Source organism: Kaistia nematophila, assembly GCF_026343855.1.
In the GTDB taxonomy this organism is placed as follows: domain Bacteria; phylum Pseudomonadota; class Alphaproteobacteria; order Rhizobiales; family Kaistiaceae; genus Kaistia; species Kaistia nematophila.
Genome location: NZ_JAPKNK010000003.1, coordinates 66,334 through 78,912, shown reverse-complemented (window position 1 = coordinate 78,912; position 12,579 = coordinate 66,334). Strand labels below are relative to the sequence as shown.

Here is a 12,579-nt window from a genome sequence, read left to right as displayed (position 1 = left end):
TTCCTTCTTTGGTCGCGGCGCGGGATCGGCCCGGGGGGCGTCCCGGCATCCTGCAATTCCGGATCTGTTCCTCGCCGCGACGGCACCGACATCGCCGTGACGCCGTGGTGGCCCGGATGGGGGCATTCGGGCCGTCACGGTTGCAGCAAGGAGGGCAAAACCATGCAGAAGATCACGCCGTTCCTATGGTTCGACAATCAGGTCGAAGAGGCGATCATCTTCTATGTCTCGATCTTCAAGAATGCCAAGGTGGGCAAGGTCGCCCGCTTCGGCGATGCCGGGCCGGGGCCGAAGGGCGGCGTGATGGCGGCGACGTTCCAGCTGGAGGGCATGGAGTTCACCGCCCTCAATGGCGGTCCGCGCTACCAGTTCAACGAGGCGATCTCCTTCGTGGTCAAATGCGAGGAGCAGGACGAGATCGACGAATACTGGGAGCGGCTCTCCGAGGGCGGCTCGACGGGGCGCTGCGGCTGGCTCAAGGACAAGTTCGGCATTTCCTGGCAGATCGTGCCAAGCATCCTGGCGCCGATGCTGGTCGATCCCGAGCCGCAGAAGACGCAGCGCGTCACCGAGGCCTACCTGCAGATGACGAAGATCGACATCGCCGAACTGCGGCGGGCCTATGAGGGGCAGGCCGTCGCGTCCTGAGCCCTTGGCGGGCGGAGTAGCGCGCCGGAAGCAAGTGCACTAGCCTGCCGCGCGCGGCGCATGCCGCAGCCTAATTCAACAATGATCGGATGGATGATGCAGTACCGCCGTTTGGGCAAGTCCGGCCTGCAGGTCAGCGAGTTCTCGCTCGGTTCCTGGGTGACGTTCGGCAAGCAGGTCGACCAGCGCGACGCGCTCGACATCATGACGCTCGCCTATGATCGCGGAATCAACTTCTTCGACAATGCCGAGGGCTACGAGGCCGGTGTCTCCGAGACGCTGATGGGCGAGGCGCTGGCCAAGCTCGCCTGGAGCCGCGATTCCTACATCGTCTCCAGCAAGGTGTTCTGGGGCGGCTCGAAGCCGACGCAGCGCGGCCTGTCGCGCAAGCATGTCACCGATGCCTGCCACGCGGCGCTGAAGCGCCTGCAGGTCGAATATCTCGACCTCTATTTCTGCCACCGCCCCGACATCGATACCCCGATCGAGGAAACCGTCCGCGCCATGCACGACCTCGTGCAGCAGGGCAAGGTGCTCTACTGGGGCACTTCGGAATGGACGGCGCAGCAGCTGACCGAGGCCTGGGCCGTCGCCAAGGACCTCAGGATCACGCCGCCGACCATGGAGCAGCCGCAGTACAATCTGTTCGAGCGCGAGAAGGTCGAGGGCGATTATCGCCCGCTCTACGATTTGATGGGCCTCGGCACGACGATCTGGTCCCCGCTCGCCTCCGGCATTCTCACCGGCAAGTATAACAAGGGCATTCCGGCCGGCAGCCGCCTCGACCTGCCGGGCTATGAGTGGCTGAAGGAGATCTGGCAGGGCGAGAAGGGCAAGCAGCGCATCGCCCAGGTCGAGAAGCTGGCGGCGCTGGCGGAGGAGATCGGCCTGCCGATCCACCACATGGCGCTGCTCTGGTGCCTCGCCAACAAGAACGTCTCGACGGTCATCCTCGGCGCCTCGAAGAAGAGCCAGCTCGAGGACAACCTCGCCGCCCTCGACAGCCGCGAGAAGCTGACTCAGGACGTGCTTGACCGGATCGACGCCATCCTCGGCAACAAGCCGGCGGCGCCCGCCCGCTACTGAGCGCTGACGCGCCTCCTTCGAAGAACATCGCATGGCCGGGCTCGTCCCGGCCATGCCCGTTTCGAGGGTTCCGTCGCAGCGCGGCCGACATCTTGGGTTGTGGCCTTGTTGGCGGCGCGCGCCGATGTATCATGCCGGTACTGCCGTCGTGATATCGGGGCCCATCGATGAAGCTGAAATCCCTTTCCGCTCGCCTTTCGGCGTGCGCCACGGCGCTGAGCCTGCTGCTCGCCGCCGGCTCCGCCACCCATGCGGCGGCGGGGACGCTGGAGACCGTCAAGACGCGCGGCACGCTCGTCTGTGGCGTCAGCGAGGGGCTCGGCGGCTTTTCCGAGAAGGACGAGCAGGGGACCTGGCGCGGCTTCGACGTCGATTTCTGCAAGGCGGTCGCACTCGCGATCTTCGCCGATGCCGGCAAGGTCGACTATGTGCCGCTGTCGGCGACCGACCGCTTCAAGGCGCTGACGGATGGCAAGGTCGACCTTCTCTCCCGCAACAGCACCTGGACGCTTTCGCGCGATGCCGGGCAGTCGCTGGAATTCGTCGGCGTCAGCTATTTCGACGGCCAGGGTTTCATGGTGCCGGCGCTCTATGGCGCGACCAGCCCGCTGCAATTGAACGGCGCCACCGTCTGCGTTGTCAGCGGAACCACGACGCAGGACAACGCCGCCGCCTATTTCGAACGGGCAGGCCTCAAGGTGTCGTTCCTGCCCTTCGCCGAGCGGCAGGACGCCCGCAAGGCCTATGCCGACGGCAAGTGCGACGCCTATACCGCCGATCGTTCGGCGCTCGCCGGCGAGCGAGCGGACCTGCCGAAGCCGGACGAGCACGTCATCCTCAAGGACGTCATCTCGAAGGAGCCGCTTGGCCCGGTGGTGCGCGACGACGATCCGAAATGGGTCAATCTCGTGCGCTGGGTGCTGTTCGGCCTGATCGACGCGGAGGAGGTCGGGCTGAGCTCTACCTCCATCGCCGCCGACAAGGCGCAGCAGGCCGGCCTGCTCGGTGCCTTGAGCGGGCCGCCGCTCGGATTGTCGGATGCCTGGCTCACCCAGGTGATCGGCGGCGTCGGCAATATCGGCGAGATCTTCGACCGCAATCTCGGCGAAGACACGCCGATGCAACTCTCCCGTGGTATCAACGCCCTCTGGACGCAAGGCGGAATCCTCTATGCGCCGCCCATTCAATAACGCCCCGATCCGTCGTTTCGCCCTCCGGCTCTGCGCGGGAGCTTTTCTCGCGCTCGCGCCGATGTTGCCAAGCGTTCCGGCGGCCGAGGCCGCCAGCGTCGAGGAGATGCAGCGGAACCTCGCCGTCATCCGCATCAACGCCATCGACCTGCTGGCGCGTGAGCCAAGGCTGCCCTTGCCGATCCAGCAGCGCCGCGACGTGCTGCGCGCCTATTACGAGGAGCAGGCGGGCGAGCTTCTCTGGCTGCGCGATGACCGGGCCGAGGCGCTGGTCGCGATCCTGAACGACGCCGGCGCGGACGGCCTGCGGCCGGACGACTATCCGACCGACCAGCTTCTCTCGCTGATGCAGCGCGCCGATCCCGAGGATTTCCGCGGCCTTGCGCTGATCGAGCTCTATTTTTCCGCTGCCTTTCTGGAATATAGCGCCGATCTCTCCGTCGGCCGCTTCCTGCCCAGCAAGGTCGATCCCAACTTCTTCCTGAAGACGCGCACCTTCGACCAGGCGGCGGCGCTGCAGGCGATATCGAGGGTCGACGACCTCGACGAGTATTTCGACGTCGCCCAGCCGCCGAGCAGCTATTACGCGTCGCTTCGGGGCGCGCTGGCGCAATATCGCGAGCTTCAGGCCGAGGGCGGATGGGAGCCGGTTCCTCTTGGCCCGACGCTGAAGCCGGGCATGACCGACCCGCGCGTTGGCGCTCTTCGCGAGCGGCTCGCGGTCACAGACGGCGCCGATCCGGCCGCGGCTGGAAATGCCGAGCTCTATGACGCGGAGCTGGTAAAGGCGGTCGAGCGCTTCCAGGCGCGCCACGGCCTCGATGTCGACGGTGTCGTCGGGCCGGCGGCGCTGGTCGCGATGAACGCGCCGATCGAGGACCGCATTCAGGAAATCGAGCTGGCGATGGAGCGCTGGCGCTGGATGCCGCGCGATCTCGGCCAGCAATATCTGATGGTCAACATCGCCGGCTTCGAGCTGCGCCGGGTCAGGGACGGCCAGGCCGAGGAGCGCATGTCGGTCGTCGTCGGCAAGCCCTATAGCCGCACGCCGGTGTTCAGCGACCAGGTCCGCTATATCGAGCTCAACCCCTACTGGACGGTCCCGGCCGGCATCGCCGTCAAGGAACAGCTCGGCAAGCTGCGCTCCAACCCCGCCAGTCTCGCCTCGCAGGGGTTCCAGGCCGTGCGCGGCAAGGACGTCTATGACCTCACCTCGATCAACTGGTCGAGCTACGGGCCGGGCAATTTCCCGTTCCAGCTGCGCCAGCAGCCGGGACCGAAGAACGCGCTCGGCCGGGTCAAGTTCATGTTCCCGAACCAGCATGACGTCTATCTGCACGATACGCCCTCGCGCAGCGCGTTCTCGAAGGCCGAGCGCGCCTTCAGCCATGGCTGTATCCGGCTGAGCCGGCCGCTTGAACTCGCCCTTCAGGTGCTGACGGCCGGCGGCATTTCCGGCTGGAACATGGACCGGATCAACAAGGTCGTGGCGACGGAGAAGAATACCGTCGTCAAGCTCGCCACGCCGTTGCCGATCCACTTGACCTATCTCACCGCCTGGGTCGACGACGACGGCGTCAATTTCCGCAAGGACATCTACAACCAGGACGCCAAGTTGCTGGCGGCCCTGGACGGCAAGGCACTGGCCTGGTGAGGATGAGCCTCGGCTGAACCGTGACGGTTGGCGCCTTTGATGCGCTGAGCAACCCATCTCGATTGCCTATGAAAGACCGGCTTCCTCCATCTCGATGCGCGCCGCCCGCCGCGTGGAGACGATGAACGCGGCGATGAAGATCATCGTCAGCAGCAGCACGATGGTCGGCGCCGGGGCGCTGTCGAGGAAGAAGCTCAGATAGACGCCGGCCAGCGAGGCGAGGACGGCGATCGTCGCCGCCAGCCAGAGCATCGCGCCGAAGCGCTTGGTCAGCAGGAAGGCGATCGCGCCGGGCGAAACCAGCATCGCGATGGCGAGGATGATGCCGACCGCCTTCAGCGCGCCGACGATGGCAAGCGACAGGATCGCCAGCAGCCCGTAGTGCAGCCAGTTGACCGGCAGGCCGACGACCTTCGCCTGGATTGGATCGAAGGCGTGCAGCAGCAGGTCGCGCCATTTGATGGCGAGCAGGCCGGTGATGACGAGCGCGATGATCCCCGTCTCGGCGATGTCGCGGCCCCCCACGCCCAGCATGTCGCCGAACAGGATGTGGTCGAGATGAACGTCGGTCTCGATCGTGGTGTAGAGCACGATGCCGAGGCCGAACATGCCGGAAAAGACGATGCCCATCACCGTATCCTGCTTGATGCGGCTGTTTGCCTTGAGATAGCCGCTCGCGAGCGCGCAGCCCATGCCGGCGACGAATGCGCCGATGGCGAGCGGCGCGCCGACGATATAGGCGATGACGACGCCCGGCAGCACGGCATGCGAGATCGCGTCGCCCATCAGCGACCAGCCCTTGAGCACCAGGTAGCAGGAGAGCAGGGCGGTCGGCACGGCGACCAGCGCCGAGATGACGAGCGCGTTGCGCATGAACTCGAACTGCAGCGGTTGCAGCAGCGTTTCCAGCAGAGTCATGCGGCTGTCTCCAGCGCTTCGGCGGCGCGCCGGCGGGCGGCGAGCAGCCCGTGCTTCGGGGCGAACACGAAAGCGGCGAGGAAGATCAGTGTCTGCAGCACGACGATGATGCCGCCGGTGGCGCCGTCGAGGAAATAGCTCGCATAGGCGCCGGTGAAGCTGGTGAGCGCACCCACGGCGACGCTGATCGCGAGCAGGCGCGGGAAGCGATCGGTGAGCAGGTAGGCGGTGGCGCCCGGCGTCACCACCATGGCGATGACCAGAAAGGCGCCGACCGTCTGCAAGGCCGCCACGGTGCAGGCCGAGAGCAGGGTGAAGAACAGGATCTTCAGGAAGGTCGGGTTGAGGCCGATCGAGCGGGCGTGGCTCTCGTCGAAGAAGGTGACCATCAGGTCCTTCCATTTCGCCAGGAGGATGGCGAGCGAGACGAAGCCGATGATGGCGAGCTGCAGCGTATCCTCCGGCGTGATGGCGAGGATGTTTCCGAGCACGATCGTCTGGATGTTCACCGCGGTCGGCGACAGCGACACCATGAAGAGGCCGAGACCGAAGAAGCCGGTGAAGATCAGGCCGATGATCGCGTCTTCCTTCAGCCGCGTGCGCTGATTCAGGAACAGCATCGCGGCGGCGGCGAGCCCGCCGGAGAAGAAGGCGCCGATGGAAAACGGCAGGCCGAGCATGTAGGCGCCGGCGACGCCGGGCACGATCGAATGCGAGAGGGCGTCGCCGATCAGCGACCAGCCCTTCAGCATCAGATAGGCCGAGAGGAAGGCGCAGACGCCGCCCACCAGCGCGCTGACCCACATGGCATTCACCATGTAGCCATAGGCGAAGGGCTCGAGGAGGATCGCCATCAGGGGCGCGCCTCCGCGCTTTCGGCGCTCGCGGCCGGCGGATCCGGCAACAGCAGCGGGCTCTCGTCGTCGGAGAGGATGTTGATCGGGCCGCTGCCGACGGTCGCCGGATCGAGCACGACGTGGCGCAGGACGCCGCCAAAGGTCCGCTCCAGATTGGCCTGGGTGAAGGTCTCCCGCGTCGGGCCATGCGCGAGCACGGTGCGGTTGAGCAAGACGGCGCGATCGCAGAATTCCGGCACGCTGCCGAGATTGTGGGTCGAGACCAGCATCACCCGGCCCTCGTCGCGGAGGCCGCGCAGGAGCTCGATGATCGCGGCCTCCGTCTGCACGTCGACGCCGGTGAAGGGCTCGTCGAGCAGGATGACGCGGCCGTCCTGGGCGAGCGCGCGGGCGAGGAAGACGCGCTTCTTCTGCCCGCCGGACAATTCGCCGATCTGGCGCTTGCGCATCGCGCCCATGCCGACCCGTTCGAGCGCCGCGTCGACGGCCGCGCGGTCGCGGGCCGTGGCGATACGCAGGAAGTTCATGTGGCCGTAGCGGCCCATCATGACGACATCCTCGACCAGCACCGGGAAGTTCCAGTCGACGTCCTCGCTCTGCGGCACATAGGCGACGAGGTTCTGCTTCAGCGCCGCCTCGATCGGCCGGCCGAGAACGGTGATGTCGCCGCGCGCGACGCGGACGAAGCCCATGATCGCCTTGAACAGGGTCGACTTGCCGCTGCCGTTGACGCCGATCAGCGCCGTGATGGTGCCGGTCGGGATTTCGAAGCTGGCGTCGCGCAGCGCCGTGTGGCCATTGCGATAGGTGACGGTGGCGTTCGTGACCGAGATGCCGGATGCCGGCGCGGAGCGGGCGGAAAGGGGCGCGTTCATTCCGCGCTGGCCTCCCGCCGCGCGATCCCCTTTGCGATCGTCTCGGACGTGACGCGCAGGAGGTCGAGATAGGTCGGCACCGGGCCGCCGGCCTCGGAGAGGCTGTCGACATAGAGCACGCCGCCATAGGTGGCGCCGGTCTCGCGCGCCACCTGTTTGGCCGGGTTGGCCGAGATGGTGCTTTCGCTGAAGACGGCGGGAATGTTGTTGGCGCGCACGGCGTCGATCACCTTGCGCACCTGCTGCGGCGTGCCCTGCTGGTCGGCATTGATCGGCCAGAGGTAGAGCTCCTTCAGGCCGAAGTCGCGGGCGAGATAGGAGAAGGCGCCTTCGCTCGAAACCAGCCAGCGCTGTGGCTCGGGGATCGCCTCCAGCGACGCGCGGATCGGCGCGGCGGTGGCGCGGATCTTCGCCTTGTAGGCCTCGGCATTGGCGGCATAGGCCGCGGCGTTGGCCGGGTCGTGATTGGCGAGGGCGTCGCGGATGTTGTCGACATAGAGAAGGGCTGCCGTCGGCGACATCCAGGCATGCGGGTTCGGCTTGCCGTCATAGGGGCCCTCGGCGATGCCGATCGGCTCGACGCCGGCCGAGACGGTCGCCTGTGGCACGCCATCCAGATTGGCGAAGAACTTCTCGAACCAGAGTTCCAGCCCGAGGCCGTTCCAGAGGATCAATTGCGCGTCCTGCGCTTTCACGATGTCGCGCGGGGTCGGCTGGTAGTTGTGGATCTCGGCGCCCGGCTTGGTGATCGATTCCACGATCGCGGCGTCGCCGGCGACGTTCTGCGCCATGTCGGCCAGGATGGTGAAGGTCGTGACCGCCTTGAACTTCGCCCCTGCCTCGCCGGCGAGCGCCGTCGTCGACATCGTTGTGGCGAACAGCATTGCCGAGAGCGCGGCGAGGAATCGTCGGCGCGGGCGGTCGATCATGTGGGTCACCTCCATGCAATTGCGACTTACTCGCAACAAGCTGGCATGGCTTGTTCGCAATTGCAACTCATTCGCAGAAATGAGGGCGGAGCGGATCGTGGGAGTTGTCCGGGATCGGTGGGACACGGGGGGCGGTGAGGGCGTGCGCGCCGCGCGGTGGGCGCGCACTGTGTGCTCCTAACCCTGTACAACTATTGCGAATCTACGCCGCAGCGAACAAAGGTGGGGAGCTTGCCGTTCGCCGGGCGGTCGATGAAGGATCGGATATGCAGCAGACATCACACCAACAGGCGATGCTCGCCATGCTGGATCGCGCGCCGATGGGATGGGCGCATTATTGGATCTTCCTGCTGTCGACCGGTGGCACCATGCTGGGCGGCGTCTCGGTCTTCACCCTCGGCGTCGCCCTGCCGCTCCTCGTCAAGAGCTTCGCCCTCAATGCCGCCATGCAGGGCCTGCTCGGCGCGGCGCTGCTTGCCGGCGCAGTACCGGGGGCGGCGATCGGTGGTCCGCTCGCCGACCACTTCGGCCGCAAGCCGCTGATGCTCGTCGATACTGTGGTGATGATTGCCGGCGCGCTGATCGCCGTTTTCGCCGGCGACCCCGGCATGCTGACCCTCGGGCTCTTCGTGTTCGGCGTCGGCGTCGGCATCGATTATCCGGTGTCGAGCAGCTACGTGGCCGAATGGATGCCCGCCGCAGCGCGCAGCCGCGTCATGGTCGCCACGATCACCTTCCAGGCGGTCGGCTTCATGCTGGCGGCGGCGCTGACGGCGGCGATCCTCACGGTCGTCGATGCGGACGATGCCTGGCGCGGATTCATGGCGACGTTCGTCGCCCTGCCGCTGCTTTTCCTCATCGGCCGCCTCTTCATGCGGGAAAGCCCGCGCTGGCTGATGGGGCAGGGACGCAACCGCGCCGCGGCGGACGCGATCGGGGCGGTGATTACAGCCGATCGGGCCAAGCTCGCAGCGCTCGGCGACGGAGCGGCCGGCGCCGTGCACATCGTCGCCAAGGCACCGGACGAAGTGAAGAAGCGCGGCATCGCGGCGCTGTTCGGCTCCGCCTATCGGCGTCGGACCGCGCTCGCCTGCGTGCCGTGGTTCCTGATGGACATCGCCTCCTACGGCATCGGCCTGTTCACGCCGATGCTGCTGGCGGACTTGCATTTCGGCGCCTCGCGCAGCAACATCGTCTTGGCCGATTTCTCCGAGATCGGCGGCACCTCGCTGATCGACATCTTCCTGGTGATCGGCTTTCTCGCTGCCTTCTGGGTGGTGCCGCGCTTCGGTCACCTGCGTCCGCAGGTTGCCGGCTTCCTCGGCATGACCGCCGGCATGCTGATCCTGGTCGCCGCGCTCTGGTGGAGCGGGCCGGCCCATCCGGCCGTCGCCGCCATCTTCGCCGGCTTCATCCTGTTCAACCTCGCCATGAATGCCGGGCCGCATTCGACCACCTTCGCGCTGCCGGCCGAGCTCTTCCCGACGCAGCTGCGCGGCGCGGGCTCCGGCCTCGCCTCCGCCTCGGCCAAGGTCGGCGCGGCGCTCGGCGCCTTCTTCCTGCCGGTGATCAAGGCGGAGTTCGGCCTGTCGGCGGTGCTGGTCCTGGTGGCGGTGGTCAGCCTCGGCGGCGCGCTGATCACGGCGCTGCTGGTCGAGGAACTCGGCGGGGCGGCGAGCCTCGAGGATCGGCATGGCGAACCGATCGCGGCGAAGCCGGCAAGCGCTGCGGCTTCCGTCAGATCAGCTTGAGCCCGCGGAAGCTGGCATGCCCCTGCCGGCCGACGATGATGTGATCATGCACGGCGATGCCGAGCGGGCCGGCGATGCTGACGATCGTCTTCGTCATCTCGATATCGGCGCGCGAGGGCGTCGGGTCGCCGGAAGGATGGTTATGCGCCAGCACGATGGCGGTGGCCGACAGTTCCAGCGCCCGCTTCACCACCTCGCGCGGATAGACCGGTGTGTGGTCGACGGTGCCGACCTGCTGCACCTCGTCGGCGATCAGCACGTTCTTGCGGTCGAGGAAGAGGATGCGGAACTGCTCCTTTTCCTCATAGGCCATGGCGGCGCGGCAATAATCGACCACCGCGCTCCAGGAGCCGAGCAGGGGCCGCTGGCGCACGGCGCCCCTGGCGTAGCGGGTGGCGGCGGCGTGCACGAGCTTCAGATGGGTGGCGACCGACGGGCCGACGCCGGCGATCTCGGTGAGCCGCGCCTCAGGCGCCGCCAGCACGTCGGAAAACGTGCCGAAGCGGGCGAGCAGCGCCTTGGCGATCGGCTTGGTGTCGCGGCGCGGCACGGCCTGGAACAGGATCAGTTCCAGAAGCTCGTAGTCGGCGATCGCTTCCGCCCCGCTCTCGCGGAACCGCGTCTTCAGCCGTTCGCGATGCCCCACGAAATGGGGCGCATTCTCGAGGTTCTCGTCGAACCCGCTCATGCCCCTGTCGGGTAGGGCGGGCAGGTATAGCCGCGCGGCGACAGGGTGAAGATCTCGCAGCCGGTGTCGGTGACGCCGACCGTGTGCTCGAACTGGGCGGAGAGCGAGCGGTCGCGGGTGACCGCGGTCCAGCCGTCGCGCAGCACCTTCACATGCGGCCGGCCGAGATTGATCATCGGCTCGATGGTGAAGATCATGCCCGGGCGCAGCTCGACGCCTTCGCCGGGATTGCCGTAGTGCAGGATGTTGGGGGTGTCGTGGAACACCTTGCCGACGCCATGGCCGCAGAAATCGCGCACGACGCTGCAGCGCTCGGCTTCGGCATAGGACTGGATCGCATAGCCGATGTCGCCGGTGGTGGCGCCGGGCCTGACGGCGGCGATGCCGCGCATCAGCGATTCATAGGTGACCTCGACCAGCCGGGCCGCGGCGCGCTTGACGTCGCCGACCAGATACATCCGGCTGGAATCGCCATACCAGCCGTCGAGGATGTAGGTGACGTCGACATTGACGATGTCGCCGTCCTTGAGCGGCTTGTCGTCGGGAATGCCGTGGCAGACGACGTGGTTGATCGAGGTGCAGGTCGACTTGGTGTAGCCGCGATAGCCGAGCGTCGCCGGCAGCGCGCCATGGTCGGCGCCGAATTCGTAGACGTAGCGGTCGATCTCGTCGGTCGGCACGCCCGGCTTGACGATGTCGGCCAGGCCGTCGAGGCAGGCGGCCGCCAGCTGGCCGGCGCGCTGCATGGCGGCAAAGGCCTCCGGACCATAGAGCCGGATCTGTCCGGTGTTCTTTACCGGGGCCGCGTCTGCGTCGACATAGGTGACCATTTGGGTACTCCGTGTCCCGCTAGCACAGCATTCCGCGGCGGCGGGGACAAGTCTGATCGTGAAGGATTGCCCCCGATCTGGCGTATCGGGCGCCGAGTTACAAGTAGTTTTGCGCGGTGGCGGCGGGCGCGATGCCGTGCCACGGGTCGATTGCCGGGCCGCTCCGCCATGCATGCCGCCAGGAATGAGCTAGGAATGCGCCGGGGGCCGCGATTGCAGCGCTTCGCAGTGCAGCGTTTTCCGGGCCGCATCGGCGCTCGCATTCTGCTCCCTTGAGCGGCCGGCGCGGGAAGGCTAAACCCATGGGGGACCGATGGAGTAGTGAATGGCTGAACCCGCCACGGAAGCCGCGCCTGTCGTCACCGCAGCGATCCTCGTCATCGGCGACGAGATCCTCTCGGGGCGCACCAAGGACAAGAACATCGGCTATATTGCCGAATATTGCACCAATATCGGCATCGACATCCGCGAAGTCAGGATCGTGCCGGACGTCGAGGGCGAGATCGTCGCTGCGGTGAACGCGCTGCGCGCCCGCTATGACCACGTCTTCTCGACCGGCGGCATCGGGCCGACGCATGACGACATCACGGCGGATTCGATGGCGAAGGCCTTCGGCGTCGGCATCGACCATGATCCGCGCGCCGTCGCCATCCTGACCGACCACTACGCGGCCGGCCAGCTGAACGAGGCGCGGATGCGCATGGCGCGGATCCCGGACGGCGCCGACCTGATCCTGAACAAGGTCTCGAAGGCGCCGGGCTTCACCCTCGGCAATGTGCATGTGATGGCCGGCGTGCCCTCGATCATGCAGGCGATGTTCGACGAGGTCGCCGCCAAGATCCCGACCGGCGCCAAGATGCTGTCGCGCACCGTGCCCGTCGGCATGGGCGAGGGCCGCATCGCCAAGCAACTCGGCGAGATCCAGCTCGAATATCCCGACGTCTCGATCGGCAGCTATCCGAAGATGCTCGATGGTTCGTTCGCGACGGACATCGTGCTGCGTTCGCGCGACGAGGGCCGGCTCGACCAGGCCGCCCGCGCCGTCGAGGCGATGGTGGCAGCCATGATGCAGGCGAATGGCTGACATGCCGGCGATTTCTGTGGATCGACATTTGGCCCGATTGCATGGCAAGGAGCCGCATTCCACAGCTTC

General features: G+C 66.7%; 12 protein-coding genes. 6 read left to right on the top strand and 6 right to left on the bottom strand.

Annotated elements, in window-relative coordinates:
- Positions 1-162: 162 nt before the first annotated feature.
- The 4 genes from OSH07_RS08880 to OSH07_RS08865 all read left to right on the top strand — a co-directional run bounded on the left by OSH07_RS08880 (position 163) and on the right by OSH07_RS08865 (position 4,578).
- On the top strand, positions 163-648 hold the full coding sequence (locus tag OSH07_RS08880) for a VOC family protein (protein WP_266338281.1): 486 nt from the start codon (positions 163-165) through the stop codon (positions 646-648).
- A 96-nt stretch (positions 649-744) separates the two neighbouring features.
- Entirely contained in the window at positions 745-1,734 is a 990-nt protein-coding gene (locus tag OSH07_RS08875; RefSeq protein WP_266338654.1) for a potassium channel beta subunit family protein, read from the top strand.
- A gap of 167 nt (positions 1,735-1,901) precedes the next feature.
- Entirely contained in the window at positions 1,902-2,924 is a 1,023-nt protein-coding gene (locus tag OSH07_RS08870) for an amino acid ABC transporter substrate-binding protein (RefSeq protein ID WP_266338280.1), read from the top strand.
- Positions 2,925-2,985: 61 nt separating this feature from the next.
- Positions 2,986-4,578 carry a L,D-transpeptidase family protein gene (locus OSH07_RS08865; RefSeq protein ID WP_266338279.1) on the top strand — a complete coding sequence of 531 codons (1,593 nt, stop codon included), beginning with the start codon at positions 2,986-2,988 and terminating at the stop codon, positions 4,576-4,578.
- Positions 4,579-4,644: 66 nt separating this feature from the next.
- On the opposite strand, the gene OSH07_RS08860 is transcribed toward OSH07_RS08865, so the two are convergent.
- Genes OSH07_RS08860 through OSH07_RS08845 form a run of 4 tightly spaced genes read right to left on the bottom strand, consistent with a single transcriptional unit; the run spans position 4,645 to position 8,157 of the window.
- A complete protein-coding gene (locus OSH07_RS08860; RefSeq protein WP_266338278.1) occupies positions 4,645-5,496 on the bottom strand; it encodes a metal ABC transporter permease in 852 nt (283 codons plus the stop codon).
- Complete coding sequence (locus OSH07_RS08855) at positions 5,493-6,353, bottom strand: metal ABC transporter permease (protein WP_277614226.1); 861 nt, start codon at positions 6,351-6,353, stop codon at positions 5,493-5,495. Before OSH07_RS08855 ends, OSH07_RS08860 begins: the two co-directional genes overlap by 4 nt.
- Positions 6,350-7,228 carry a manganese/iron ABC transporter ATP-binding protein gene (locus OSH07_RS08850; protein WP_266338276.1) on the bottom strand — a complete coding sequence of 293 codons (879 nt, stop codon included), beginning with the start codon at positions 7,226-7,228 and terminating at the stop codon, positions 6,350-6,352. Before OSH07_RS08850 ends, OSH07_RS08855 begins: the two co-directional genes overlap by 4 nt.
- Positions 7,225-8,157: a metal ABC transporter substrate-binding protein gene (locus OSH07_RS08845; RefSeq protein WP_277614214.1), complete on the bottom strand. Its 933-nt coding sequence runs from the start codon at positions 8,155-8,157 to the stop codon at positions 7,225-7,227. Before OSH07_RS08845 ends, OSH07_RS08850 begins: the two co-directional genes overlap by 4 nt.
- A 266-nt stretch (positions 8,158-8,423) precedes the next feature.
- On the opposite strand from OSH07_RS08845, the gene OSH07_RS08840 reads away from it, so the two are divergent.
- Positions 8,424-9,908, top strand: a complete 1,485-nt coding sequence (locus tag OSH07_RS08840) for an MFS transporter (protein ID WP_266338275.1) — start codon at positions 8,424-8,426, stop codon at positions 9,906-9,908.
- Here OSH07_RS08840 and radC read toward each other — a convergent pair.
- Positions 9,895-10,596: a RadC family protein gene (gene radC / locus OSH07_RS08835; protein ID WP_266338274.1), complete on the bottom strand. Its 702-nt coding sequence runs from the start codon at positions 10,594-10,596 to the stop codon at positions 9,895-9,897. The genes OSH07_RS08840 and radC overlap by 14 nt on opposite strands.
- Positions 10,593-11,426 (bottom strand): type I methionyl aminopeptidase, encoded by an 834-nt coding sequence (gene map, locus OSH07_RS08830; protein WP_266338273.1) that lies wholly within the window; start codon positions 11,424-11,426, stop codon positions 10,593-10,595. The genes radC and map overlap by 4 nt, the downstream gene beginning before the upstream one ends.
- A gap of 325 nt (positions 11,427-11,751) precedes the next feature.
- Between map and OSH07_RS08825 the strand changes: the two genes are divergently transcribed.
- Positions 11,752-12,510 (top strand): competence/damage-inducible protein A, encoded by a 759-nt coding sequence (locus OSH07_RS08825; RefSeq protein WP_266338272.1) that lies wholly within the window; start codon positions 11,752-11,754, stop codon positions 12,508-12,510.
- Positions 12,511-12,579: the final 69 nt, after the last annotated feature.